General features: G+C 64.0%; 23 protein-coding genes and 1 pseudogene. 8 read left to right on the top strand and 16 right to left on the bottom strand.

What is annotated here, in order from left to right; genetic code table 11:
• Nucleotides 1-23 precede the first annotated feature (23 nt).
• Together IVB41_RS13075 and IVB41_RS13080 are read right to left on the bottom strand one after the other, a co-directional pair.
• Nucleotides 24-1,484: a glycerol-3-phosphate dehydrogenase gene (locus IVB41_RS13075; RefSeq protein WP_247431680.1), complete on the bottom strand. Its 1,461-nt coding sequence runs from the start codon at nucleotides 1,482-1,484 to the stop codon at nucleotides 24-26.
• A gap of 39 nt (nucleotides 1,485-1,523) precedes the next feature.
• Nucleotides 1,524-4,211: an EAL domain-containing protein gene (locus tag IVB41_RS13080; RefSeq protein ID WP_247431683.1), complete on the bottom strand. Its 2,688-nt coding sequence runs from the start codon at nucleotides 4,209-4,211 to the stop codon at nucleotides 1,524-1,526.
• A gap of 202 nt (nucleotides 4,212-4,413) precedes the next feature.
• Between IVB41_RS13080 and IVB41_RS13085 the strand changes: the two genes are divergently transcribed.
• Nucleotides 4,414-5,517: an NAD(P)/FAD-dependent oxidoreductase gene (locus tag IVB41_RS13085; RefSeq protein ID WP_247431687.1), complete on the top strand. Its 1,104-nt coding sequence runs from the start codon at nucleotides 4,414-4,416 to the stop codon at nucleotides 5,515-5,517.
• A gap of 167 nt (nucleotides 5,518-5,684) precedes the next feature.
• Here IVB41_RS13085 and IVB41_RS13090 read toward each other — a convergent pair whose 3' ends face one another.
• Nucleotides 5,685-5,864 (bottom strand): YdcH family protein, encoded by a 180-nt coding sequence (locus IVB41_RS13090; RefSeq protein ID WP_007596254.1) that lies wholly within the window; start codon nucleotides 5,862-5,864, stop codon nucleotides 5,685-5,687.
• A 327-nt stretch (nucleotides 5,865-6,191) separates the two neighbouring features.
• Between IVB41_RS13090 and IVB41_RS13095 the strand changes: the two genes are divergently transcribed.
• From IVB41_RS13095 to IVB41_RS13105, 3 genes are all read left to right on the top strand, one after another.
• Nucleotides 6,192-6,398, top strand: coding sequence for a YdcH family protein (locus IVB41_RS13095; protein WP_027519980.1), 207 nt, complete (start codon nucleotides 6,192-6,194; stop codon nucleotides 6,396-6,398).
• A 117-nt stretch (nucleotides 6,399-6,515) separates the two neighbouring features.
• The gene (locus IVB41_RS13100) at nucleotides 6,516-6,722 is read left to right on the top strand and encodes a hypothetical protein (protein ID WP_027519981.1); all 207 of its coding nucleotides are present in this window, start codon (nucleotides 6,516-6,518) and stop codon (nucleotides 6,720-6,722) included.
• 22 nt (nucleotides 6,723-6,744) lie between these two features.
• Nucleotides 6,745-6,996: a hypothetical protein gene (locus IVB41_RS13105; protein WP_027570367.1), complete on the top strand. Its 252-nt coding sequence runs from the start codon at nucleotides 6,745-6,747 to the stop codon at nucleotides 6,994-6,996.
• Here the strand turns inward: IVB41_RS13105 and IVB41_RS13110 are convergent, their stop codons facing one another.
• Complete coding sequence (locus tag IVB41_RS13110) at nucleotides 6,997-7,773, bottom strand: GGDEF domain-containing protein (RefSeq protein ID WP_247431690.1); 777 nt, start codon at nucleotides 7,771-7,773, stop codon at nucleotides 6,997-6,999. It abuts the gene before it with no gap.
• Nucleotides 7,774-7,914: 141 nt separating this feature from the next.
• Between IVB41_RS13110 and purE the strand changes: the two genes are divergently transcribed.
• Nucleotides 7,915-8,403: a 5-(carboxyamino)imidazole ribonucleotide mutase gene (gene purE / locus IVB41_RS13115; RefSeq protein ID WP_247358276.1), complete on the top strand. Its 489-nt coding sequence runs from the start codon at nucleotides 7,915-7,917 to the stop codon at nucleotides 8,401-8,403.
• Complete coding sequence (locus IVB41_RS13120; protein ID WP_027570364.1) at nucleotides 8,400-9,506, top strand: 5-(carboxyamino)imidazole ribonucleotide synthase; 1,107 nt, start codon at nucleotides 8,400-8,402, stop codon at nucleotides 9,504-9,506. The genes purE and IVB41_RS13120 overlap by 4 nt, the downstream gene beginning before the upstream one ends.
• 36 nt (nucleotides 9,507-9,542) lie before the next feature.
• Here IVB41_RS13120 and aqpZ read toward each other — a convergent pair whose 3' ends face one another.
• Nucleotides 9,543-10,265, bottom strand: a complete 723-nt coding sequence (aqpZ, locus tag IVB41_RS13125; RefSeq protein ID WP_247401078.1) for an aquaporin Z — start codon at nucleotides 10,263-10,265, stop codon at nucleotides 9,543-9,545.
• 260 nt (nucleotides 10,266-10,525) lie between these two features.
• Here aqpZ and rpsU point away from each other — a divergent pair, with 260 nt between their 5' ends.
• Together rpsU and IVB41_RS13135 are read left to right on the top strand one after the other, a co-directional pair.
• On the top strand, nucleotides 10,526-10,840 hold the full coding sequence (rpsU, locus tag IVB41_RS13130) for a 30S ribosomal protein S21 (protein ID WP_007614218.1): 315 nt from the start codon (nucleotides 10,526-10,528) through the stop codon (nucleotides 10,838-10,840).
• A 125-nt stretch (nucleotides 10,841-10,965) separates the two neighbouring features.
• The gene (locus tag IVB41_RS13135; RefSeq protein WP_247431695.1) at nucleotides 10,966-11,616 is read left to right on the top strand and encodes a tetratricopeptide repeat protein; all 651 of its coding nucleotides are present in this window, start codon (nucleotides 10,966-10,968) and stop codon (nucleotides 11,614-11,616) included.
• A gap of 27 nt (nucleotides 11,617-11,643) precedes the next feature.
• Here IVB41_RS13135 and IVB41_RS13140 read toward each other — a convergent pair whose 3' ends face one another.
• The 11 genes and pseudogenes from IVB41_RS13140 to IVB41_RS13190 form a co-directional block, all read right to left on the bottom strand.
• Nucleotides 11,644-12,615: a hypothetical protein gene (locus IVB41_RS13140; protein ID WP_247431698.1), complete on the bottom strand. Its 972-nt coding sequence runs from the start codon at nucleotides 12,613-12,615 to the stop codon at nucleotides 11,644-11,646.
• 92 nt (nucleotides 12,616-12,707) lie between these two features.
• On the bottom strand, nucleotides 12,708-12,992 hold the full coding sequence (locus IVB41_RS13145; RefSeq protein ID WP_027570360.1) for a cupin domain-containing protein: 285 nt from the start codon (nucleotides 12,990-12,992) through the stop codon (nucleotides 12,708-12,710).
• A gap of 37 nt (nucleotides 12,993-13,029) precedes the next feature.
• Nucleotides 13,030-13,494 (bottom strand): annotated as a pseudogene (locus IVB41_RS13150) (ionic transporter y4hA); the annotation flags it as partial.
• Nucleotides 13,495-13,605: 111 nt separating this feature from the next.
• Nucleotides 13,606-15,087, bottom strand: coding sequence for a sodium:proton antiporter (locus IVB41_RS13155; protein WP_247358272.1), 1,482 nt, complete (start codon nucleotides 15,085-15,087; stop codon nucleotides 13,606-13,608).
• Entirely contained in the window at nucleotides 15,041-15,838 is a 798-nt protein-coding gene (locus IVB41_RS13160) for an alpha/beta hydrolase (RefSeq protein ID WP_027570358.1), read from the bottom strand. Before IVB41_RS13160 ends, IVB41_RS13155 begins: the two co-directional genes overlap by 47 nt.
• 171 nt (nucleotides 15,839-16,009) lie before the next feature.
• Complete coding sequence (locus tag IVB41_RS13165; protein ID WP_247287601.1) at nucleotides 16,010-17,407, bottom strand: NAD(P)(+) transhydrogenase (Re/Si-specific) subunit beta; 1,398 nt, start codon at nucleotides 17,405-17,407, stop codon at nucleotides 16,010-16,012.
• Between the two features lie 42 nt (nucleotides 17,408-17,449).
• Complete coding sequence (locus tag IVB41_RS13170; protein WP_007596278.1) at nucleotides 17,450-17,767, bottom strand: proton-translocating transhydrogenase family protein; 318 nt, start codon at nucleotides 17,765-17,767, stop codon at nucleotides 17,450-17,452.
• Nucleotides 17,768-17,778: 11 nt separating this feature from the next.
• Nucleotides 17,779-18,906, bottom strand: coding sequence for a Re/Si-specific NAD(P)(+) transhydrogenase subunit alpha (locus tag IVB41_RS13175; RefSeq protein WP_247431701.1), 1,128 nt, complete (start codon nucleotides 18,904-18,906; stop codon nucleotides 17,779-17,781).
• Nucleotides 18,907-19,043: 137 nt separating this feature from the next.
• Nucleotides 19,044-19,196 carry an aa3-type cytochrome c oxidase subunit IV gene (locus IVB41_RS13180; protein ID WP_007596280.1) on the bottom strand — a complete coding sequence of 51 codons (153 nt, stop codon included), beginning with the start codon at nucleotides 19,194-19,196 and terminating at the stop codon, nucleotides 19,044-19,046.
• A 142-nt stretch (nucleotides 19,197-19,338) separates the two neighbouring features.
• On the bottom strand, nucleotides 19,339-22,368 hold the full coding sequence (locus IVB41_RS13185; protein WP_247431706.1) for a patatin-like phospholipase family protein: 3,030 nt from the start codon (nucleotides 22,366-22,368) through the stop codon (nucleotides 19,339-19,341).
• A gap of 253 nt (nucleotides 22,369-22,621) precedes the next feature.
• Entirely contained in the window at nucleotides 22,622-24,553 is a 1,932-nt protein-coding gene (locus IVB41_RS13190; protein WP_247431709.1) for a M3 family oligoendopeptidase, read from the bottom strand.
• Between the last annotated feature and the right edge of the window lie 36 nt (nucleotides 24,554-24,589).

A 24,589-nucleotide genomic window follows, 5' to 3' on the forward strand; every position in this document is an offset into this window, starting at 1 on the left:
TCAACCGGTTAGAGGCGGTTCGTTCACGTCGGATTCGCCATGAACACAGCCAGCGCATCGCATCCCTCCGCCGACATTGTCAGGCCGAGCTTGGAGCGGCGCCACAGGATGTCCTCGGGAAAACGCGCCCATTCGTGGGTCATGAGATAGCGCACCTCGACGCCCGTCAACTCGGGCCCGAAGGCCGGGCCGAGATCGTCGCGGGTCTTCGCCTCACCGAGCACAGCCGGCAGCCGCGAGCCATAGGCCGCGACGAAGCGTTGGGCCTGCGTCTCCGAGAGAAAGCGCCAGCGGTCACGCGCAAGATCGACCTCGGTGTCGAAACGGTCCCAGGCGAAATCCCCGCCCGGCAGCGCCGCGCCTGCGGTCCAGGGCGGCGACATCGGATAGAACGGCGTCAACTTCGTCACCGCGCGCTCCGCGCGGAGGCGCGAGGTGGTGAGGTCGCCGCCGAACATCGTGATCAGCGGCGCCTTGCGCCGCCGCGCGTGGAACAGCGTGGTGCCGTCACGCTGGCGCGCGGACGCAAGCGTCAGGTTGACGCCGGAGACCGCCCGCACCACGTCGGTCGGGGCGACGCGCTCGCGGAAATAGCGACTGGCCGCTTCACAGAGATAGCCGACGTCGGTCCCCCGCATCGCGACGATCGCGGGATCGCCGGTGAAATCGTGCGTGATTGTGCCGATCAGCGTAAAGTCGCGATCGAGGGGACTCGCGAAGATCAGCCGGCCATCGCTGTTCTGGAAGACGTAGACGTTATCGGAATCGAACAGCCGCGGGACGATGATCTGGCTCATCTGCATCGCCGCCATGGCGGGTTGCGGCTGCCGCAGCACGGTCTCGGCGACCATCGACGTCCAGCCGCCGGTGGCGTTGGCCAGTGCCCGGGCCGTGATCGCGTGGCGATGGCCGCGGTCGACCACCGCGAGCCGCCATGTGTCGGTTCGATCGGCACGCACACAGCGCGCTCCAGTCCGAATCACGGCGCCGCGCTCGGCCGCATCCAGTGCCGTGAGCACCACCAGTCGGGAATCGTCGACGACGCAATCCGAATATTCGAAGGCCGTGCCGAATGGTCGTTTCAGCGCGTTGCCGACCGGATGATGCGTGATGTCGAGGGTCGCCGTTGCAGGCAGGCCGCTCCGGCTGGTGAGGCTGTCGTAGAGGAGCAGGCCGAGGCGCAGCAGCCATGGCGGGCGCTCGTCGGAATGCGCCGGGATCACGAAGCGCATCGGCCGAACCAGATGCGGCGCGATCCGGAGCCAGGTCCGGCGCTCGGCGAGCGCCCGGCGCACCCGTCGGAAGCCGCGCCGTTCCAGCATCGAGAGATCGCCGTGGATCAGCCGCGGTGTTGCCGAGGACGCCGCGCCGCCCAGATCGCCCTGCTCCAACAGGATGACCCGCAGGCCGCGGCCGGCGGCATCGCGCGCGAGGCTGACACCGTTCAGGCCGCCCCCGATGATCGCAAGGTCGTAATCCGCCATGAAGCCGTCGAATGGAAGCGAACGAAGCGCCCACCATCACTAACCGGTCTTGAGCGCAAGCTCCATGACTTCGGCGCGACCGACGAGGCCGGCATATTTCCCGATCGGCAGGGGCTTGCCGAGCAGATAGCCCTGCACGCCGTCGCAGCCTTCCGCGGCGAGGAAGGCAAGTTGTTCCAACGTCTCGACGCCCTCGGCGACGATCGACATTTCCAGGCCATGGCCGAGATCGATCACCGCGCGCACGATCGCCGCCGATTGCGGGTTGCGGCCGAGATTGATGATGAAGGCGCGGTCGATCTTGATCTTGTCGAACGGGAACGCCTGGAGATAGCTCAGCGAGGAATAACCGCTGCCGAAATCGTCCATGGAGATGCGCACGCCGAGCGCCTTGAGCCGGCGCAGCAGCGCAAGACCGCGATCGAAGTCCTCGATCAGCACGCCCTCGGTGATCTCAAGCTCTAACCGGCCGGGTGCGAGACCCGTCTCGAGCAGAATGGAATGGACGAGCCCGACCACGTCGCCGTGCATGAACTGCGCCGGCGACAGGTTGACCGCGACCTGAAGCGGCGTCGGCCAGGAGGCGGCCTCGCGGCAGGCCTCGCGCAGGATCCACTCGCCCATCTCGACGATCAGGCCGCTTTCCTCCGCGATCGGGATGAATTCGGCCGGGGAGACCTGGCCGCGCACCGGGTGCTGCCAGCGCGCCAGCGCCTCGAAGCCGATGATCTCGCTCTCGGCGACGCTGTGGCCAGCAGTCCCCTGCGGCTGGAAGGCGAGCGAGAGCTCGCCATTCTTGATCGCCATCGAGAGGTCCTGGTGCAGCACGCGGCGATCGCGGATCTGCTGGTCCATCTCCGGCTGGAACAGGCTGATCGTGCCGCGCGATTTCTGCTTGGCGCGGAACAGCGCCGCGCCGGCATTGGCGAGCAGCGAGGCGGCGTCGGCGCCGTTGTGCGGGAAGATCGACATGCCGGTGGTGACACCGGCGCGGACCGGGCGGCCGTCGATCTGGAATTCCTTGGCGACGGCATCACCGATCTGCTGCGCCAGCGCGAGGCCTGCCTCCGGCTGCTTGCCGTCGATGATCAGGCCGAACTCGTCGCCGGACAGGCGCGCCACCACGCCGCCGCGCGCGGAATCCTGGAGCCGCTGGGCCACCTCGACCAGGAGCTTGTCGCCGTGCGCATGGCCGAAGACGTCGTTGACCTCCTTGAGGCCGTCGAGATCGACGCACAGAACCGCGAACTCCTCGCCGGTGCCCTCGCAGGCCTCGATCATCTGGGTCAACGCCTGCAGGAAAGCGGCACGGTTCGGCAAATCGGTGAGGCCGTCGTGGTAGGCCATGTGCGCCATGCGCGACTCGGTCTGCCGGCGATCGGTGACGTCCTCGTGGGTCTTGATCAGATATTGCGGCTCGCCGGTGTCGCCCAGCACGGTGGCGCGGCGGGTGAGGAACAGCCGCAGCCCGTCCTTGGTGGAGATCGGGTGCTCTTCGGTGATCATCCCACGCTTCTTGATCGCGGCTTCGTCGCGCGCGATGATCAGCTTGGCTTCCTTGGGATTGAAGATGTCGGACGCGGTCAGGCCAGTGGCTTCCTCGCGCCTGCGGTTGAGGATCGTCTCCGCGCTGCGGTTGGCGAGCAGGTAGCGGCCGTCCTTGACCTGCTCGACGATCAGGGCCACCGGGATGTTGTCGACCACGAGCTCCAGGAACTTCTTCGTGCTCTCCAGCTCCTTCGACAGCGAGCGGCGATCGGTGATGTCCTCGAACACGAGCATCAGGAATTCGGGCTTGTTGCTCTCGTTGCGGACCACGATCCGGATCGAGGCAACCATGCGCCGCTCACCGGCGCGGTCGACCTCGAATTCGTTGCGAAACTGGCCGTCCGGCGAATCGAGTGCCGCCCGGTCGGTCGCCTCGATGCTGTCCGCCGAGATGGGCGCAAACAGCTCGCGGGCGTTCTTGCCGACGGCATGATCGCGTGAGAAACCCCAGAAGCGCTCATAGGCGCTATTGGCGAAAATGTAGCGACCATCCTCGATGTTCTTCGCCGCCACGCAGGCCGGTACGTGGTCCAGCAATGTTTCCAGGAACTGCTTGGTGGAGGCGAGCTGCCGGGACAGCCTGCGCTGCTCGCTGACGTCCAGATGGGTCGCCACCGAGCCGCCGTTGGGCAGCACGAAATACTTCACCAGGATGGCCCGCCCGTCCGGCAGTTCGGTTATCAGGCCGTTCGGGCTTGCCGCCTTCTCATAGAACTCGTCGTCGGAAGCGCCGCCGAGCACACCACGCTGGCGCCGCAGCTCAAGGATGTCGTGGCCGGTCATTCCGGCCCAGATGTCCGACCGCATCAAGCCGTAGATATCGAGATAGCGGTCGTTGCAGAAGATGATGCGCCGCTGCGCATCCGTCATCACCACGCCCTGGTTGAGGTTGTTCATGGCGGAGGAGACAAAGGCATTGCGCCGCAGCTGCAAACGCCTAGTCCGGCGCAGTGAGGAATGGATCCATAGCGCGATCGCGGCGAAGAACGAACAGATCACAATTCCCGCGATCAGGGCTTCCCAGATCACGTTGGGATCGAGGTGGCCGAGGTAGCTCGGAGGGCTGAAGCTGTCGGAGAGGGCAAAGGCGCGCGCAGGCGCGACCGCTGCGGCCAGGCACACGACGGCCTGCATCGCAATCGGAAGCGCGCTGCCCGCGTGCCAGTTCTTCTCAGCCATCAGCCACCCGCGATTTCAACGTCGGATTGTCTGGTCTGGCGGGTTTGGATCGGGTAAACGCCTGTACGAGCAACGGAAAAATGTGGCATCAAATACGGCAATTGCCCTGACATGATAAATGCTTCCTTAACGGAAAACGCCCCCGCGCCGCCGTTCCCAGGCGTGAGGCCTTCGTCGCTTCGAGCGGACGTCCTGCACAACCATGGATAGGGTGGACTGCGTCGTCATCGGAGCCGGCGTGATCGGGCTCGCGGTGGCTCGAAAGCTGGCGCAAGCCGGGCGCGAGGTGATCGTGCTCGAGCAAGCCGAGGCCATCGGCACCATCACCTCCTCGCGCAACAGCGAGGTGATCCATGCCGGCATCTACTACCGCGCCGGAAGCTGGATGGCGCGCATGTGCGTCGACGGCAAGCACGCGCTCTATCGTTACTGTTCCGAGCGCGGCATCCCGCACAGGAATTGCGGCAAGCTGATCGTCGCGACCAATCCGAAAGAGACCGAGAAGCTGCAATCGATCAAGGCGCATGCCGAGGCCAACGGCGTGCTCGACATGCAGTTGCTCACCGGCGATGCGGCACGTGCGCTGGAGCCGGCGCTCGCCTGCGACGCCGCGCTGCTGTCGCCGTCGACCGGCATCATCGACAGCCACGCCTACATGCTCTCGCTGCGCGGCGAAGCCGAGGACGCGGGCGCGGCCTTCGCGTTCCACACCCCGCTGATCCGTGCCAAGGCGACCGCCGGCGTGATCGAGATCGAGGCGGGCGGCGAAGCGCCGATGACGCTGCAATGCAGCCTCCTCGTCAACGCCGCCGGGCTCTCGGCGACCACCGTGGCGCGCAACATCGAGGGCATGCCGCTGGAACGGATCCCGACGGCCTACCTCGCCAAGGGAAACTACTTCAGCTGCAATGCCAGGACACCGTTCTCGCGCCTGATCTATCCGGTACCCGAGCCCGGCGGGCTAGGGGTGCATCTGACGCTGGACATGGCAGGGCAGGCACGTTTCGGCCCCGACGTCGAGTGGATCGAGACGATCGACTATGAGGTCGACCCGGCACGCGCCGAGCGCTTCTACCCGGCGATCCGCAGATACTGGCCGACGTTGCCTGACGGCGCGCTCATGCCGAGCTATTCGGGCATCCGCCCGAAGATCGTGCCGCCGGCGGTGGCCACGCAGGATTTCTTGATGCAGGGCCCGCGCGATCACGGCGTCGAAGGCCTGATCAATCTGTTCGGCATCGAGTCGCCCGGATTGACGTCATCGCTCGCGATCGCGGATCACGTTGCCGAGCTCGCAAACTTCTAGTGGTTTAAAGCGAAGGGGATTCCGGTTGCGCGTAAAGAAGCGCGTCCAGACAAGAAGCTAGAGCCGCGCAAATCCTTGCACGCTGCGCGCCTTGCAGCAGGGATGAGCGCAAAGGCTCCCATCCCTGCCTGAAAGGGTGCGATCAACTCTACGCTGTTACGGGGTTACTAGTGGAGCGTGTCGCCGTGCCTGAGACGCTCGATCTGGTCCTTGACCATCAACTTCCGGCGCTTCAACTCAACAATTTGCAGGTCGTCTGTTGAAAGGTGCACGAGAGCTTCGTGCAATTCGTTTTCGAGAGTTTTGTGCTTCCGTTCCAATTCAACCAGATGTGCCTGAATTGTCATTCGAAACCTCCTCGGTAGGGGTGAACCTTGGATTCGACCGGACGACGAAGTGTACATCACCGATTCGTTCTGTCGATGGGTATCCGTCGTCGCACTGTCATTTTTGAAAATTCATATGTAACGAAGCGTGAGTAAGGGAACCACGCGGGAAAAATCCGTGATATCAATGCGCTTGCGCAACGTCGGAGCGACCGCAGAAATATCTCGCGGGAGATCGACGCGGGACAGCCCGAGATCGCTTGCGATCACGGCGCGCAAGGACGATAGTTTCCACAGGGCATCCACAGCCTTAATCTCACGCCTATCGGTTTTTCGGCCACCGCAGACATGACCAATGAAGATGCGCGCGAACTCGAATCCGAGCTCGCCCGGTTGCACCAGGAACACCGAGATCTTGATGCGGCGATCGATGCACTGCATCAATCGCCCGCCCCCGACCTGTTGCGGTTACAGCGGTTGAAGAAACGCAAGCTGTTGTTGCGTGACCGTATCGCGTTCATCGAAGACCAGATCACGCCCGATATCATCGCCTGATCCACAGGAGGACAGCTCACGGCGACCCGCCGCATGTGAATCCGCTTGACTCAAAAGGAACAAAATAAGAACATTTGGACACCAACGCCCCCGGAAAACCGTCCAAGGAAAACGCAGATGTCGGCAGCCGCCCTTCTCGACAACGGCCATTATGAACAAGCCTGTGATCAGGCGATCGCGATGTGCGACGGCAATCTGCGCAGCACCATCAAGGCGCTGATCATGGCCAATGAATATCTGGAGGCCGAGCTGGAGGAATTGCAGGCGGCGGTTTCCGCAGGCTGCATTCCGGAGACCTCGCGCAGCAAGAGCAGCGCCGCCTGAGTGTCAGCTATCGGAGCCGACCATGTCCGATGTCACCTATTACGTTGCATTACCTTTCCTGACCGACGAGGACGGCTCGCCGGTCGCAGGTGCGGCCGAGGAATGCCAGAGCGCGGCGGCCGCGCTACGGCGCGCCGAGATCATGTCGCACGGCGCCGGCCACACCGGCGCGGTCGCGTTCAGCCGCAGCGGCGATCCCATGACCGGCGAATTCGGCGACGCCAAACTGCTCCGCAGCTTCGGCAACGTACCGAAAGACCTCGGCACACTTTAACTAGCTGCTGACGAGCCTGATGCGCGGCTCGTGCCGCCGGTGCGCCTTGCGCACATACATGGCGGCATCGGCCTCCTCCAGGGCCCGCGTGGAGTCGGACTGCACTCCAAGCAGGGCGACGCCGGCGGAAGCGCCCGCGCTCACGTGCTGGCCGCGAAAGACAAAGGACAATTCGTCGACGGCCTGCTCGAAAGCCGCGGCCTTCGCCTTGGCGTCGGTCTCGCTGAGATTCCAGAGCAGCAGCGCGAACTCGTCGCCGCCGAGGCGGCCCACCAAGTCCGAGGCGCGGATCTGCCGCGTCAGCGTGGCGGCAATCGCCTTCAGCACCTCGTCGCCGGCCGCATGGCCGAAGGAATCGTTGATCGGCTTCAGCCGATCGACGTCGAGGACGATCAGCGCGCCGCTGGCGCGGTAGCGCTTCATGTAGGCGACGGCGCGAGCGAGCTCACGTTCGAAGCCGCGCCGGTTCGGAATTTCCAGCAGGAAGTCGGTGTCGGCGGCTGCCTCGAGCTCCGCGACCCGCCGCAGCGCCCCCTTGAGCTTGCTCCGGAGGTCGCGGATGGTCGCGTTGACGGCCGGCTTCATGGCCCCTTTGGCGCCGCCAGCGGCCGACGCTCCACGCCGCGCCGGAAGCTTGGCCGGACCCTTGGCCGGACCCTTGGCCGGGCCCTTGGCCCGACTCTTGGCCAGACGCTTGGGAGCAACTTTGGAGCGACCGGCGCTGGTTTTCGGGCCCTTTTTGGCCTTCGCAGCGCTCGCCCTTTTTGGTTTCTTCATGGGCATCCTGCTCAATGAAGGCTTGCGGGGATTCACCAAGACAGGATAGTGCATTCCCTTCTCCTTGCCACCGCCTTGCGAGCAACCGGCCGGAACCGCTAATCTGGCCTATCTTCCTGTTTTTCGAGCACAATTGACGTCATGACCGCGCCAATCGCCATCATCATGGGAAGCCAGTCGGACTGGGACACGATGCGGCATACCGCCGACACGCTTGCAGCGCTCGGCGTTGTCGCCGACACTCGCATCGTTTCGGCACACCGCACCCCCGACCGGCTGTTTGCGTTCGCCAAGGGCGCCAAGGGGGCCGGTTACAAGGTCATCATCGCCGGCGCGGGCGGCGCTGCGCACCTGCCCGGCATGGCGGCAGCGCTGACGGAACTGCCCGTGTTCGGCGTCCCAGTCGAATCCAGGACGCTGAAGGGCATCGATTCGCTCTATTCGATCGTCCAGATGCCCGCAGGCATCCCGGTCGGCACCCTCGCCATCGGCAAGGCCGGCGCCATCAATGCGGCGCTGTTGGCGGCCGCCGTGCTGGCCTTATCCGACCCGGCCTTGTCCGATCGCCTCGCCGCCTGGCGCAAGGCGCAGACCGAGGCCGTGGCCGAGCGCCCGGAGGACAAGGCGTGACTGACGCAAAGCAGGTGAAGCTGAAGCCCGGCGACACCATTGGCATCCTCGGCGGCGGACAATTGGGGCGGATGCTGGCTATGGCGGCGGCACGGCTCGGCCTGCGCTGCCAGGTGTTCTCGCCCGATCCGGATTCACCGGCCTTCGACGTCGTCCTGAATGCGACCTGCGCCGAATATGCCGATGTCGAAGCACTCGAGCTGTTCGCCAACGACGTCGACGTCATCACCTACGAATTCGAGAACGTGCCGTCCGCGGCCGCGATGGTGCTGGATGCGCGCCGTCCCGTGCTGCCCAACCGCAAGATCCTTGAGACCACCCAGGACCGGCTCGCCGAGAAGGATTTCGTGACGCGGCTGGGCATCGGCACCGCAGCCTATGCCGACGTCACCTCGGTCCCGTCGTTGCGCGAGGCTATCGCCAGGATCGGCCTTCCGGCGGTGCTGAAGACCCGCCGCTTCGGCTATGACGGCAAGGGCCAGGCCATCATCCGCGAGGGCGACGACGTCGCGAAAGTATGGACCAGTCTCGCCACCAAATCGGCCATCCTGGAAGCCTTCGTGCCGTACGAACGTGAGATTTCCGTGATCGCCGCCCGCTCCGCGACAGGCCAGGTCGAGTGTTTCGACGTCACCGAAAACGAGCACCGCGACCACATCCTGAAGATCTCCCGAGCGCCCGCCCGGATCCCGGACGTGCTCGCCGAGGAAGCGCGCAGCATTGCCGGCAAGATCGCGGGCGCGCTCGATTATGTCGGCGTGCTTGCCGTCGAGATGTTCGTGCTCGCCAACGGCACCGGACCCAAGGTGCTGGTCAACGAGATCGCTCCGCGCGTGCACAATTCCGGACACTGGACGCTCGACGGCGCATCCGTCTCGCAGTTCGAGCAGCACATCCGCGCCATTGCCGGCTGGCCCCTCGGCAAGCCCGTGCGCCACGGCGAGGTCGTCACCATGACCAATCTGATCGGCGACGAGATCAACGAATATGACAAGTGGCTGAGCGTGCCGGGCGCGACCGTGCACATCTACGGCAAGGGCGCACCGCGCCCCGGCCGCAAGATGGGGCATGTCACCGAAGTGCGACCCACGACCGGCGATTGACGGGACCGCGGCGCATGCCGCGATCCCGCTTTGCGATTACGCCGTCTTTGCGCCAGCGACGACGCCGGTGGGTTCGTCGCTGAGCCAGCGATAGATCACCCCGCCAAGCGCGCCGCCGATCAGCGGCGCGACCCAGAACAGCCAGAGCTGCGACAGCGCCCAGCCGCCGACGAACAGCGCCGGTCCCGTGCTGCGCGCCGGGTTCACCGAGGTGTTGGTGACGGGGATGCTGACGAGATGGATCATCACCAGCGCGAGCCCGATCGCCAGCGGCGCAAAGCCCGCGGGCGCGCGGCCGTGGGTGGCGCCCATGATGATGAACAGGAACATCATGGTCATCACCACCTCGGTGAGGAAGCACACGATCATGCTGTACTGGCCGGGAGAATGGGCGTCGTAGCCGTTGGACGCGAATCCTTTGCTGACGTCGAAGCCGGGAGCTCCGCTTGCAATGACGTAGAGAAGCCACGCGGCCACGATCGCGCCGGCGACCTGCGCGATCACATAAGGCAGGATCTGTCCGGCCGGAAAACGTCCGCCGGCGGCAAGACCGACGGTGACGGCCGGATTGAGATGGCAGCCTGAGATGTGGCCGATCGCGTAGGCCATGGTGACCACGCTCAGCCCGAATGCGAGGGAGACACCGACCAGGCCGATGCCGACCTGCGGAAAGCCGGCTGCGATCACAGCACTTCCGCAACCTGCGAATGTGAGCCAAAAGGTGCCGATAGCCTCGGCCGCGTATTTCTTCATATCCATGTGTCGTCCCCTGCTTTCAAAGTTACCGGAACAAAGCTCCGGAAACGGCCCCACCCTTGGCGTCAAATCTCCCAAATCAGGGCCGCGAAGAGGTATTTTGCCTCATTTAATGGCTGAACTTGGCCCGAAAACCCGCTTGGCCGGTGGACATCCCAAGTTTTGTCTGATACATCCGCGCCCTCAAGGTTAAGGGCGTGTGCGTTTCGCCATCCCCTTTGACTTACCAGAATTCAAATCCGATCCACTGAAGAGGATGCCGCGTGCAGGTTCTCGTTCGCGATAACAATGTCGATCAAGCCCTCAAGGCGCTCAAGAAGAAGATGCAGCGCGAGGGTATTTTCCGCGAGATGAAGCTCCGCGGTCACTACGAAAAGCCCTCCGAGAAGAAGGCCCGCGAAAAGGCCGAAGCCGTGCGTCGCGCACGCAAGCTGGCCCGTAAGAAGCTGCAGCGCGAAGGCCTGCTGCCGATGAAGCCGAAGCCGGTGTTCGGCGCCGGCCCCGGCGGTGATCGTGGCGGTCGCGGTGGCCCCGGTGCTGGTGCCGGTGCAAGTGCTGGTCCGCGCGGACCGCGCTGATCTACCGAATTTGAGAGACTTCAGTTTTCGATAACGCGGGCCCCTGGCCCGCGTTATTGTTTTGTGAACGGTGCCTTCCTGGGATGGGGCACTACCGATGCGGCACCAGCGCGAGCGAACCGTAGATGGCCTCCCCTTTCCCCAAGCCCGGCTTGGCGCGGTTACGCCAGATCTTGCTGCAGCCGTTTGCGCTGGCCTTGATGGGGATTTCGCTGTGCGGCTGCTCCTTCGACCTGGGATCGCTGACGCCGGAGAAGGAGAAGCCGCAGGAGGCACCCAGGGCAGCTGCGACCGCCGAAAACGTGGTCAGCGCCGGCAATGTCAGTGAAGCCCAGGCCCATACGGCAAAGGCCCAGGCCCTGGCAAAGTCCGGCGAGACGGCGGCCGCGCTCGATGAGTTCAATCACGCGGTCGGACTCGATCCCTACAATGCGCAGGCGCTCTATGGCCGCGCCCTGATCTACCAGGGCAAGAACCAGCACGATTTCGCGATCGCCGATTTCAGCGCCGCGAGCGGCCTAAACCCGCAAAAGGTCGAGCCGCTGCTCGGCCGCGCCATCAGCTATCTCGCCCTCGGCAAGGTCAAGGAGGCAGCGGCCGACTTGGATGAGGCTTCCGAGGCCGATCCCCACAATGCCCAAGTCTGGACCATACGCGGGCAAGCCTATGAACGGCTGGGCGACAGGACCAAGGCGGCGGCGTCCTACACCAAGGCGGTCTCGCTTCGTCCACGCGACGACGTCGCCCGCAGCGGCCTCGCCCGCGTCGGCGGCTGACGATTCTGCCGCAGCGCAGGCGCCGTCTTAATCCGGGGTGACACTCTTCGGCAGAACGGAATGGAACATGGACTTGACGCCCGACAGCATGTCGTCGGCGACATTGGTCTTCGGCCGCGGCATGGACGCGCCGGCATCGGCGCGCAGATCGAGCGGGGGCGCGATCATCGGGACCGGAATATCAGCCGGGGGCGTCAGCCGATTCGGGTTCTCGTCGCCAACCGAGGCCGTGTAGGGCGGGCTCGCCTGCGACGAGCCGCCATTGCCATAGGCCTCGGCTGCGGGTGTCGAGACCGTGATCGGCGGCGGCAACGGACGCACCGATGACGTATCCACGGGAATGATACGCGGGGCCTCCGGGGTGCGGGCGGCTTCACGCACCGCAGGCTCCTGAATCTTCTCGGGCGACTTGGTCTCGGAAGACTTGGTCTCGGAAGACTTGTTGTCGGAAGCCTTTGTGTCGGAAGCTTTGGCCTCAGCCGCTTTGCTCTCAGGCGACTTGCGCAGGCGCTCGATCGCGGCGCGCACGAGATCGTTGGCGTCGGGGGTTGCGGCCGGCGCGGCAGCAGCCGGCGCCGAATTGGCCTCCACCACCGGGGTGGCGGGAGCGGGTGCACTGACGGCCGGGGTGGACTTGGCAACCGCCTTCTCGCGCGCTGACGGCTTGCCGCGCGGCGCGGCCTCGGCCGGTGCCACGTCCGCCATCGACTTCTCAGTGGTCTTGGGCTCAGCACCCGGCTGATCGGCAGTCTTCTCGGCCGCCGGCTTGTCCGTCACCTTCTTCTCGGAAATGCCCTTGGCCTTGACGCCGGGCGCGGGGAGGTTGGCCACATCGGCGGGCTTGCCGTTCTTGCCAGCCTCGGCGGGCGTCGTCACGGCCGCGGGTGCATCCGCCGCCGGCTTGGCGTTGATGTAATGATTAACGATGTACGCCCCGATGATCGTTGCGAGCACCGAGGGGAAGATGTCCATCGAGATTTTAGCAATGTATTTCAGCATTCCGGCCACTCCCCGCGCGATCTGATGCGGGAACTTTGAGGCATAGTGAGGGATCAACTGCGACAGATCAATGGCAAAGGGGTACGCCGGAATTACGGCTTCAGCTCGACCTCAAGGAACACGATCTCGGTTGCGGTTTCGTTAAGCACGTCGTGCTGAACGCCGGCCTTGCGAAAATAGGATTTCCCGGCCGCAAGCTGTGCTTTGGACCGCTCGCCATTGGGTGCCACGATGGTCATTTCCCCTGCGACCACGGGAACAATGACGTAGTCCATGCCGTGGGTGTGATGGCCGGTGGCGCTGTTTGGCGCGAGCCGCCACTCGGTCACCCGAACCTGGTCATTGTCGATCTGAACCTCGGACTCGGCGGCAATCATCGGAACTCTCCTGGGGCATCATCCGGAAAACCGGTTCAGGCACGAAAACCATGAACACATAGACGGCAAATACCACCATATGGACCAGCCCGAACAGGACATTGGTCCTGCTCGTACCGAAGGTCAGCATGCTCAGGAAGAAGGTCAGGAGCAAAAGCACGCTGCCCTGGCCGCTGAGGCCGCGCGTGAGTTCCTTGTCGAGCGCATAGGGGGCGACACCGACCGCCGGGATAGTCAGCCCGATGGTGGCCAGCGACGAGCCGAGCGCGAGGTTGATGCTCTTCTGGAGGTCGTTCTTGCGGACCGCCGAGACGGCCGCGACGCCTTCCGGCAGCAGGATCAGGAGCGCGACCAGAAGTCCGGCAAAGGCAGGCGGCGCACCGATCCTGGCCGCGACGGCATCGACCACCAGCGAGAATTTCTTGGACAGCAACACGACCGCCAGCAGCGCAATCAGCAGCAGCACGACACTGAGCACCAAGGTCCGGCCCGACAGATGCGCCTCGCACGGCCAGCGCCGGAAAGATCCAGGCCGACCGAGGCATCGGATTGTGCGCGCTTATCCATCGGCTCCAATTGTCTCAGTCGAGCAGTAGCAAATCGGGCGGCAGATTCAATGCCAGCGCAGGATCGGAGCGAACGGCAGCAGCGTCAGCAGCACGAACAGCGGGATCAGCACCGCGCTGGCGCGCACGAAATAACCGAAGAAGCTCGGCATCTCGATCCCGTTCTCGCTTGCGATGCTGCTCACCATGAAATTCGGCGCATTGCCGATATAGGTGAGCGCGCCCATGTAGACTGCGCCCATGGAGATGGAAGCGAGCGTGCCCGAGAGCTCATGCATCAGCACCTGCGGGTCGCCGCCGGCGAGCTCGAAGAACAACAGATAGGTCGGCGCATTGTCGAGAAACGCCGACATCAGACCGGTGAACCAGAAATAGGCAACCTCGCGCGGCGTGCCGTCCGGCCCTGTCACGGCCGACAACAGCCAGGCGAACGCGCCGTGATGGCCGGCATCCAGCATGGCGATGACCGGGATGATCGCGATAAAAATGCCGGCGAACAGCTTCGCGACTTCGCGGATCGGCTCCCAGGTGAAGCCGTTGGCCTGCCTGTGCTCGTCCGGCGTCAACCACACCGACAGGGCCGCTATGGCCAGCAGCGCCGCGTTGCGGACGATGTCTTCCAGCTCCAGCCTGGTTCCGAGAACGTCGAAGGCGATGCCGGGCTTCCACATCGCCGAGCCCAGCAGGCTCGCGACGACGGCCGCGATCAGCACCAGGTTGACGAGGCCGCGGATGCGGACCGGCTTCGCGGCGCCGACAGCACCGGGCAAGGGTTCGCTGCGGAAGCGCCAGACGTCGATGACAACGAAGATCGCGAGCAGCAGTCCGGCAACGATCGCCGTCTGCAGCCAGATGGTCCGCGTGGTCCAGAAGAAGTCGACGCCATGCAGGAAGCCGACGAACAGCGGGGGATCGCCGAGCGGGCTCAGCGCGCCGCCGACATTGGCGACCAGGATGATGAAGAAGATGACGACATGGGCGTTGTAGCGCCGCGGCCGGTTGGCGCGGATCAGAGGGCGGATCAGGATCATGGCCGCCCCCGTGGTGCCGACTACGCTCGCCATCACCGTACCGAGCGCGAGGATGCCGGCATTTGATGCCGGCGTCGCCTTGATGTCGCCCGTCACGAGAATGCCGCCAGCCACGACATAGAGCGAGAACAGCAGCACGATGAAGCCGAGATATTCGGCGAGCATGGCGTGAACGAGGGCGGCCAACGTCGCCATGCTCCCGGCAAGGATGACGAGCGAGGCGAGTGCCAGCAGCGACCAGGCCGCGGCGATCTTGCCGTAATGGTGGTGCCAGACTTTTGCAAACAGCAGCGGCCCGAGCGCGATCGACAGCAGCAGGCCGGCAAAGGGCAGCGCATAGGGCCAGCCCATCACCGCGCCGTCGAGCCCGGTCGCCGCCCATGCGTGCTGTGGCAACAACACGACGAGGATCGCGGCGATGAACCCGCTCCCGCGCCGAACGAAAAGTCGTCTAGAAAGCAATGAAGCGCCTCGCCGTTTCAATCGCACCGAACGCATCGAGATTATCGTGTCCGCCGCCCGCAAAGCGAACGAACTGTTTCGGTTCATGCGCGAGCACGAACAGACGCTCTCCGAACACGATGGAAATGGCAAGGTCATCGGTGCCATGCATCACCAATAGCGGCACAGTGACGCGCGGGATGCGCTCGTCGGAATGAAATGGATCGCGCATCAGCAGACGCACCGGAACGTACCAGAACGATGAAGCTGCAATATCGGCCGTCGATGTATAGGGCGCTTCCAGGATGAGTTTTCCAACACGATGCTCCGAGGCGACCGCGACCGCCACGCCGGTCCCGAGTGAAAAGCCCCAGGCGACGATTCGCTCCGCTGCGTAGCGCGCAGTGGTGAAGGCGTAGGCAGCCGCGGCATCGCGCAGCAGGCCGGCCTCACTCGGCGCCCCGCTTGAGCCGGCATAGCCGCGATAGGACAGCGCGACGAGGCCGGTGCCGTCCGCCGTCATGGCCTTGAGGCGGCTGACGCGACCGGCGAGATAATCGCCATTGCCCGGAAAATACAGGATCACGGGACGGCCTTGCTTCGCCGGCACGTGCCAGACGATGACCTTCTCGCCATCGGAGGTGGTCAGGACGTGCTCTTCGGCCTCAGGGAGGCCTGCGGCGTCCGGCGCGGTGCGGCCGACGGGCGGGATCGGAAACAGCATCTCGCGCTGCCTGACATACAGCACGAGGAGACCGGCGAAATAGACGGTCACGAGCAGGATGGCGATCCACTTGACGATGGTCATGATGACGCGGCCCGGCCCCCGTTCAGGGCTTTGCAGCAGCTCCGCAGCAATTTCATGACACCGCCCGAGGCGCCCCGGAACGTTGAGGCGCCCGCACGCCACCTGCTGAGCGGCGTACCATGCGACGCGCTGCTCGCGCGTCGCATTCGCAATGGTCGGTTTGTCTCCGCGTTACATCGCCTTGACGATGTTCTCGGTGACCTTCTTGGCGTCGCCGAGCAGCATCATGGTGTTGTCGCGATAGAACAGCGGATTGTCGATGCCGGCATAGCCCGAGGCGAGCGAGCGCTTGATGAACATCACGGTTCCGGCCTTCCAGACCTGGAGCACGGGCATGCCGTAGATCGGCGAGGTCTTGTCCTCTTCGGCCGCCGGATTGGTGACGTCGTTGGCGCCGATCACGAAAGCAATGTCGGCCTGCGCGAATTCAGAGTTGATGTCCTCGAGCTCGAACACCTCGTCATAGGGCACGTTGGCTTCGGCCAGCAGCACGTTCATGTGGCCGGGCATGCGGCCGGCGACCGGGTGAATGGCGTATTTCACCTCGACGCCTTCCTTCTTCAGGATGTCGCCCATTTCACGTAGCGCATGCTGGGCCTGCGCCACCGCCATGCCGTAGCCGGGCACGATGATGACCTTCTGCGCGTTCTTCATGATGAAGGCGGCGTCGTCGGCCGAGCCGAGCTTGGCCGGCTTCTGCTCGCCGCCGCCACCGCCCGCCGCCGCGGTCTCGCCGCCGAAGCCGCCGAGGATGACCGAGATGAAGGAGCGGTTCATCGCGTGGCACATGATGTAGGACAGGATCGCGCCGCTCGATCCCACCAGCGCGCCGGTGATGATCAGCGCGGAGTTGCCGAGCGTGAAGCCGATGCCGGCCGCGGCCCAGCCCGAGTACGAGTTCAGCATCGAAATGACGACCGGCATGTCGGCGCCGCCGATCGGGATGATCATGAGCACGCCGAGGGCCAGCGCGATGATGACGATCAGCCAGAAGTCGAGCGCGCTGCCCGACATCACCAGTCCGACGATGAAGACGACGAGGGCGATGGCGAGTGCGATGTTGATGAAGTGGCGGAACGGCAGGATGATCGGCGCACCGCTCATCCGCGCGGACAGCTTCAGGAACGCGATCACCGAGCCGGTGAAGGTCAGCGCGCCGATGGCGACGCCGAGCGACATCTCGACCAGGCTCTGCGGATGGATGTTGCCGGGGCTGCCGATGTCGAAGGCCTCCGGCGCATAGAACGCACCGGCGGCGACCAGCACCGCGGCCATGCCGACCAACGAATGGAACGCGGCGACCAGTTCCGGCATCGAGGTCATCGGCACGCGGCGCGCGATCACCGCGCCGACGCTGCCGCCGATCGCGATGCCAAGGATCACGAGGATCCAGGCGAGGCCGTCCGCCGGCGGATGGCTGGCCAGCGTGGTGGCGACCGCGATCGCCATGCCGATCATGCCGAAGAAATTGCCCTGCCGCGATGAGGCGGGGCTGGACAGCCCGCGCAGTGACAGGATGAACAGCACACCCGCCACGAGATACAGAACTGCAGCCAGATTGGCGTTCATCTCAGGTCCCCTTTGCCTTTGTCACCCCGAGGTGCACGCCGCTCACTTCACTTTCTTCTTGTACATCGCCAGCATGCGCTGGGTGACAAGGAAGCCGCCGAAGATATTCACGCAGGCGAAAATGAGCGCGATGAAGCCGAAGCCGCGCGCCCAGCCTGAGCCGCTCGAGATCATGCCGACGCCGACAGCGAGCAGCGCTCCGACCACGATCACCGAGGAGATCGCATTGGTCACGCTCATCAGCGGCGTATGCAGCGCCGGGGTCACCGACCACACCACGAAATACCCGACGAAGACGGCGAGAACGAAGATCGACAGCCGGAAGACGAAGGGATCGACGACTTGTGCGATATGCTCCATGACGGCTCTCCTTACGCTTTCGGCTGGAAGTTCGGGTGGATGACGGCGCCGTCCCTGGTCAGCGCGGTCGCCTTGACGAGTTCGTCGTCCCAGTTCACGGCCAGCGCCTTGCTGGTCTTGTCGACCATCGTCTCGATGAAGTTGAACAAATTGCGCGCGTAGAGGCTGGAGGCCGACGCCGCGACGCGGCCGGCGACGTTGGTATAGCCGACGATCTTGATGCCATCGACCTCGGCGACCTCGCCCGCCTTGACGCCTTCGACATTGCCGCCGCGCTCGACAGCGAGATCGACCAGCACCGATCCCGGCTTCATCGACTTGACCATGTCGGCCGTGACGAGCCTCGGCGCAGGCCGGCCCGGAATCAGCGCGGTGGTGATCACGATGTCCTGCTTCTTGATGTGCTCGGCGGTGAGCGCGGCCTGCTTGGCCTGGTACTCCTTGGACATTTCCTTGGCGTAGCCGCCGGCGGTCTGCGCGTTCTTGAATTCCTCGTCCTCGACGGCGAGGAATTTTGCACCGAGCGATTCGACCTGCTCCTTGGTGGCGGGCCGGACGTCGGTTGCGGTGACGACGGCGCCGAGACGGCGCGCGGTCGCGATCGCCTGGAGGCCGGCGACGCCGACGCCCATCACGAACACTTTGGCGGCGGGCACCGTGCCGGCCGCGGTCATCATCATCGGGAAGGCGCGTCCGAAGGCCTCGGCGCCCTCGATCACGGCGCGGTAGCCGGCGAGGTTAGCCTGCGAGGACAGCACGTCCATCACCTGCGCGCGCGTGATGCGCGGCATCAATTCCATCGCGAAGGCGGAGACGCCGGCATCGGCGATCGTCTTCAGCGCGGCCTCGTTGCCATAGGGGTCCATGATGGCGATGACGAGCGCGCCGCGCTTGTACTGCGCCAACTCGGACGCTTCGGGGCGCTTCACCTTGATGATGATGTCGGCGTCCTTCAGCGCGTCGGCGCTGACGGTGGCGCCCACGGCGGTGAATTCGGAGTCCGGCAGACCCGACTTGAGGCCGGCGCCCGGCTCGATGGCGATCTCGGCGCCTAACGCCTTGAACTTCTTCACCGTATCCGGCGAAGCGGCGACCCGCGGCTCCGACGGATCGATTTCCTTGGCAACGGCGATCTTCATAGGCCCTCCGGCGACGCGGGAAAGAGCGCGCACGCGAACTTAGCGTTACTCCCGCAACGTTGGATACCGGTTTTCAATCCGGCTTGATTGCAAATTTTATGGGCACCGACGACGCTGGCGGTGCTGCAGGCGGTGGATCAGGTCAGGAAGATCGCCATCAGGATCACGATAAGCGCGACCGAGACCGTGCCGTACTTCACCAGCTTGATGAAGCCCTCGTAGGTCTGCTCGTGGGCAACGTAGTCGTTGCCGTCGGCGGTGCTGTACGCCACTTCGCTATGGTCGGCCATGAATTGTCCCCAGTCGAAAGTCGAATTTCATGGCTGGGATACCGCAAACTTTCGGGCAGGGCAACGGCAGGCAGGCGCGGTTTCCCGGCAAATCAGGTCATTTGGAATTCCGATTGGCGGGACAGCTCGGCGCGAGCGCCGGTCAGCCCTGATCGATCATGGTGCCCGTGGCGGTGGCGGCCTGTCGCGGCAACGCCGGAAGGCCGAGCGCCTCGCGGACCGCGTCGACCACCGGATCTCCTCCCTTGGTGAAGTTCGTGGTCCGTCGTCCTGTTCCCGAGCCGACGGACACCGGAAGCTCGCCGTTGAGGAAACCATGGGTCATGTGGAAACCGAGCGCGCGGTAGACCTCGAACTGTTCCTCCGAGAAGAACTGATCGCCCGTCGCTTCATGCGGGAAGGTGTCGTTGCGTCGGGCAAAGTCGCAGATGTAGTCGTTCTCGTCGCCGGTGAGCGAGGATTTGATGTAGATGAGATAGCCGTTCTGCTCGGCGCCGTAATCGATGACGCCGATGGCGACGTGGACGTGATCCTGCGAAGCGTCGTCCGCCTTGTCCTGCGCCGTCAACTCGGTCTTCCGGTCGGCATTGCGCGCCATCAGCGCGCGCGTGCGATCGCGAATAGGTTGCCATGGCAGGTTGATCCGGACGCCGAGATCGATGCGGGCGTAACGCTGCAACGTCATCAGGGAGCCGAAATTCATCGGCGCATCGGCCTCCGCATCGACCGCGATGATCACCTTGCAGCGCCGGCGCAACAATTCGTAGACGCCGAGATTCTCGATATGCCCCCCGTCGGTCAAGTAGACCGCGTCCGCATTCTCGTAGAGCCGGCCCGAGATTTCCGACCATAGATACAGCGTCGAGCGATGCTGCGGCCGCTCCTGATCGTCGACATATTGTGGATTCTTCAGCCAATAGCCGAGCCGTACATTCAAGAGCGCGAGCGTCGGCGTCAGCGGCCTGATCGAGTTCGATCCCATATTGGACGAGGCGGCGGCTCCTGAAATGGCCATCGCGGTCGCAAGATCGAGCCCGCTTTCTTTTTGCTCGAGCTTGGCGGTGTCGCAATAGCCGGTCGCTTCGCTGCCGGACCATACCGGCGAGAACAGAAAGAAATCCGCATTGCGGCCGCGCCGGTTGGCATAATCCGAGCCTTGGATGTTGAGCGCGGCATTGATCAGATGGTAGGGCGCCGCCAGCTGATAGGTCCTTGTCCCGTCCTGTGCGGTCTCTCTCGGGCACAAATCGCTCAGCTTGAGGTCGAGTTCGGGGAAATCGCGCCCCTGATCGAGGCTCGGGACGTCCTTGGCCATACGCCTTTTGGGCATGTCGGGGCGGAAAAGAAAGGCCTTGCTCAGCCGGTCGCGATAGAGCCTGTGCAACGAATTGGCATTCGGCCGCATGATGAGCGATACGATCAACAAGACGAGCGCGACGGTAAAATACAATACCCCCATCGGCAGGTTGATGTTGTTGGAAATCCTGTAATAGCCGAGCAGCGTCATCGACCAATGGTCGGGATTGGGATCGCCGAACGGCTTCGCTGCGGCCAGCAGCCAATGCGGAATGTGCGAGGCCACGTCGACCTTCGCCGGAGCCGCAACGATTGCGCCGTCCTTGCTGGCAATCTCGGCCGACAGTGTTTTGGCTTCCGAGTTGAACTGAACCTTGCCGGACAGGCTGGCGGGCGCTGCTTCGACCGGCGCGGTCATGGGATCCGCGCTCCAACCGCTTACATCGCACTGCCGGCTATTGGCGCCAACCGCCTTGTCGTTCGCGATGCCCCAGAAGCAAAGATAGAGATAGCCGATCCAGATCAGCAGCGGCAGCGCCAACCCTGCGATCCAGACTGCCGCCTTGGCGACATAGGCAAGGATGCGGGAGGTTAGATCCGACGCACCTGCGCCCTTCAAAAGACCACCCAGCTGCTGCCGGAACACCGTCACGAGAGCTGCAATCGGCGTGGCGACCGCCGCAAGTGACTTGATCCACCCAACCACAACACCGGCAACCAGTCCCGCCGCCTGATCGGTCCCGCTCCCCTCGGCCACGCCAAACATCTGCGCAATCATGAAGGGCTGGAATTCGAAGAAGGCGATCGCACCGACCAGCACCAGATAGGTCGCACCCATGGTCGGCAAATGGCCACGGAACTCCTGGAGACGATCGTCCGGCAGGAACGAGCGCCGCAGCGCCCACAGCAGGAACAGCAAGAGGCCCAACAGCGTCGCGGAAAGCGTGAGCGCAAAATGCGCGATCGGAAAGTAGTGCGCGGCGTTGCAGATCAGGCCCATGACGAGCGAGATGCCGACGAGATAAGTAAAGAGCTCGCGGCGATTGACCGGCCAAATCATGCGATGAATCACGCCGACGATCAGAAAGACAACCGCGAGAAAGGCACCGGCCAGAGAGAATCCGAACGTCTTTATGACCGGATAATTGCCGATGAAGGAAAAGACTTGTCCGTCAAGAACGTTGACCCCGAACAGATTGGGCGCATAGAGGCACGACCTTGCCGGATTCGAGAAGATTGTCAGCGCAACGAGCAGAAGAACCACCGGCAGCGCGAAGCCAACATTGGCGACAAGCCCGCGGACGACGATGGCAATGCCGGTCAGCAGGTCGCGCGCACCGGCCGGAATCAGATAGTTGGAATAGTTCCTGATATGGCCCACGGCCTGCGTGTCGCTGATTTCGCTTGCACGGTCAGTCGAGCCGGGAAGCGGCTGCTCGCCAAAGACGAACCTGTTCGCCGCGGTCATCGTCGCGCTGAGCGAGCTGCCGATATAGCCGCCGCCAGAGACCGTCGACAGATAGTCGATGCGCTTGATCAGTTCGTAATGATTGAGGGCCTGCAATACGCCAAGACATATGGCGGACGACCGGATGCCGCCGCCGGACAGCGCGAGCCCGACGACGTCGTTGACGTCGCGCTTTGCCGGGATGACGGGAACGAAAGGTTTCCCGGAATCGGGCGAGGAACCCTCGCGAGGGCCTGCGTCGAGCCCCTTGATGCGGTCGGCTTCCAACGCCGCGCGCCGGCTGTTGATGGCCGCGAATTCGGTCTCGATGATCCGGCTGAACTGGGTGGACCACCCCGTTTCATCGTTTGCCGCCGTCAAGTTCGGCTCAAAGACTTCCGTCTGCCGACGATCGCTTTCGCTGGCCACGTCCGCCTCCCCAGCGCCTCGCATAATCAATCAAAAATTGCATCGAAAGAATTAGTACGCAGAAGATTAGTCTACGGGCGCAGGCGAACGTTCAACTCCTCCGGAAGCATTTCGAGGCCACCAGCCTGGCATGCTGCGGCTGCGAGGTGGCCGAATTGGCCGCTACAGTTCCGTCGGAGACCCGCTTCCGTTGACGGACCCTTCGCGAGGTCCCATCCGCGCCGCTCCGACGTAGCGTCGACGGCGCCTGCCCTCAGCCCATCGCTTCCAGTTCGTCGATCATACCGGCGATGACGCTCAGGCCGCCGTCCCAGAACTTTGGATCCTTGGCATCGAGCCCGAACGGCCGCAGCAGTTCGGAATAATGCTTGGTGCCGCCGGCGGCGAGCATGTCGAGATAACGTTCAGCGAATCCCTCGGCCGCATTCTCGTAGACGGCGTAGAGCGAGTTCACGAGACAATCGCCGAACGCATAGGCGTAGACGTAGAACGGAGAATGGATGAAGTGCGGGATGTACATCCAGTAGTTCTCGTAGCCCGCTTTGATTTCGATTGCCGGCCCCAGGCTCTCGCCCTGCACAGAGAGCCAGATCTCGCCGAGCCGCGTCGCGGTGAGCTCGCCGTTCTTGCGCTCGGTGTGGACCGCGCGCTCGAAGGAATAGAACGCGATCTGCCGCACCACGGTGTTGATCATGTCCTCGACCTTGCCGGCGAGCAACGCCTGGCGCTGCTTTGCGCTCCTGGTCTGCGCCAGCAGCCGCCGGAAGGTCAGCATCTCGCCGAACACGCTCGCGGTCTCCGCCAGCGTCAGCGGCGTCGGCGCCATCAATGCGCCGTTCCTGGCCGCCAGCACCTGGTGCACGCCGTGGCCGAGCTCATGGGCGAGCGTCATCACGTCGCGTGGCTTGCCCTGGTAGTTCATCAGCACGTAGGGGTGCGCGGACGGCGTGGTCGGATGCGAGAAGGCCCCCGGCGCCTTGCCCGGGCGCACCGGCGCGTCGATCCAGCGGTCGGTGAAGAAGCGCTCGGCGATGTCAGCCATCTTTGGCGAGAAGCCGCGATAGGCGGTGAGCACCATGTTTCGCGCGTCGCCCCAGCCGATCACGTCGGTCGCAGCAAAGGGCAGCGGCGCGTTGCGGTCCCAATAGGCCAGGCGCTTCCTGCCGAACCAGCGTGCCTTCAGCGCGTAGTAGCGATGCGACAATTTTGGATAGGCCGCGCGGACCGAGGCGACCAGCGCATCCACCACCTCGCGCTCGACGCGGTTATTCAGATGCCGGGAATCCGCGACGTCCTTGAAGCCGCGCCAGCTGTCGGAGATGTCCTTGTCCTTGGCCAGGGTATTCGTGATCAGCGCAAAGGTGCGCTCATTGGCCTTGAAAGTCTTTGCGAGCGCCTCTGCCGCGGTCTTGCGCTTGGCGCCGTCGCGGTCCTGCAACAGATTGAGCGTTGGCTCGATCGCGAGATCCTTGGGCCCGACCTTGAAGCGCAAGCCCGAGATGGTCTGGTCGAACAGCCGGTTGAAGGCGGAATAGCCGGTCTGCGCCTTCTCCAGGAAGAGCTGCTCGAGCTTGTCGTCGAGCTGGTACGGCTTCTCCTTGCGCAGATCCTCGATCCAGGGACGGTAGTGCGCGAGCTCGGTGGCCTGCATCGCGCGGTTCAAAATATCGTCATCGATGCGATTGAGCTCGAGCGCGAAGAACAGCAGATGTGTCGATGCCGCCGTCAGGCGCTCGGAAACGTCGCCGTAAAACTTTGAAATCATGGGGTCTACGCTGTCGCCGGCATGAACGAGGCCAGCGTACGAGCCGAGCCGGCCGGCGAGGTCGTCGATCGCCTCATAGCGTCGCACGGCTTCAGCGAGCCATTTTCCGCCATCTTCCTTTGCTGTTCCTGTTGCGAGCTTGCCCTTGTAGTCCGTCTCGAACGCGACGCAATCGGCATCCATCTTTGCGAGATCGCGCGCCACTTCCGGTGCATCGATCCCGGAATAGAGGTCGGCGAGGTTCCACTCCGGAAGCTTGCCGGTCTTGCTCGCAGGCTTTGCGGGTGAAGGCTTGGCAAGCGAAGACTTGGCGGGTGAACGCTTGGAGGGTTTTGCCTTGGCTGTCTTGGTGTTCGGCTTGCGAAGAGCGGGCTTGCTGATGGCGGACTTCTTAACTGCAGGCTTGGAGCGCGAATTCATTGTGTGGGAAACCTGTGTTCAACAATCGCGACGGCG

It is taken from the genome of Bradyrhizobium sp. 44 (assembly GCF_023073095.1).
Classification (GTDB): domain Bacteria; phylum Pseudomonadota; class Alphaproteobacteria; order Rhizobiales; family Xanthobacteraceae; genus Bradyrhizobium.

Coding starts and splice junctions, on each gene's coding strand:
- IVB41_RS13075 (WP_247431680.1), bottom strand. CDS start 1,484: ATGGCGGATTACGACCTTGCGATCATCGGGGGCGGCCTGAACGGTGTC.
- IVB41_RS13080 (WP_247431683.1), bottom strand. CDS start 4,211: ATGGCTGAGAAGAACTGGCACGCGGGCAGCGCGCTTCCGATTGCGATG.
- IVB41_RS13085 (WP_247431687.1), top strand. CDS start 4,414: ATGGATAGGGTGGACTGCGTCGTCATCGGAGCCGGCGTGATCGGGCTC.
- IVB41_RS13090 (WP_007596254.1), bottom strand. CDS start 5,864: ATGACAATTCAGGCACATCTGGTTGAATTGGAACGGAAGCACAAAACT.
- IVB41_RS13095 (WP_027519980.1), top strand. CDS start 6,192: ATGACCAATGAAGATGCGCGCGAACTCGAATCCGAGCTCGCCCGGTTG.
- IVB41_RS13100 (WP_027519981.1), top strand. CDS start 6,516: ATGTCGGCAGCCGCCCTTCTCGACAACGGCCATTATGAACAAGCCTGT.
- IVB41_RS13105 (WP_027570367.1), top strand. CDS start 6,745: ATGTCCGATGTCACCTATTACGTTGCATTACCTTTCCTGACCGACGAG.
- IVB41_RS13110 (WP_247431690.1), bottom strand. CDS start 7,773: ATGAAGAAACCAAAAAGGGCGAGCGCTGCGAAGGCCAAAAAGGGCCCG.
- purE (WP_247358276.1), top strand. CDS start 7,915: ATGACCGCGCCAATCGCCATCATCATGGGAAGCCAGTCGGACTGGGAC.
- aqpZ (WP_247401078.1), bottom strand. CDS start 10,265: ATGGATATGAAGAAATACGCGGCCGAGGCTATCGGCACCTTTTGGCTC.
- IVB41_RS13135 (WP_247431695.1), top strand. CDS start 10,966: ATGGCCTCCCCTTTCCCCAAGCCCGGCTTGGCGCGGTTACGCCAGATC.
- IVB41_RS13140 (WP_247431698.1), bottom strand. CDS start 12,615: ATGCTGAAATACATTGCTAAAATCTCGATGGACATCTTCCCCTCGGTG.
- IVB41_RS13145 (WP_027570360.1), bottom strand. CDS start 12,992: ATGATTGCCGCCGAGTCCGAGGTTCAGATCGACAATGACCAGGTTCGG.
- IVB41_RS13155 (WP_247358272.1), bottom strand. CDS start 15,087: ATGCGTTCGGTGCGATTGAAACGGCGAGGCGCTTCATTGCTTTCTAGA.
- IVB41_RS13160 (WP_027570358.1), bottom strand. CDS start 15,838: ATGACCATCGTCAAGTGGATCGCCATCCTGCTCGTGACCGTCTATTTC.
- IVB41_RS13165 (WP_247287601.1), bottom strand. CDS start 17,407: ATGAACGCCAATCTGGCTGCAGTTCTGTATCTCGTGGCGGGTGTGCTG.
- IVB41_RS13170 (WP_007596278.1), bottom strand. CDS start 17,767: ATGGAGCATATCGCACAAGTCGTCGATCCCTTCGTCTTCCGGCTGTCG.
- IVB41_RS13175 (WP_247431701.1), bottom strand. CDS start 18,906: ATGAAGATCGCCGTTGCCAAGGAAATCGATCCGTCGGAGCCGCGGGTC.
- IVB41_RS13180 (WP_007596280.1), bottom strand. CDS start 19,196: ATGGCCGACCATAGCGAAGTGGCGTACAGCACCGCCGACGGCAACGAC.
- IVB41_RS13190 (WP_247431709.1), bottom strand. CDS start 24,553: ATGAATTCGCGCTCCAAGCCTGCAGTTAAGAAGTCCGCCATCAGCAAG.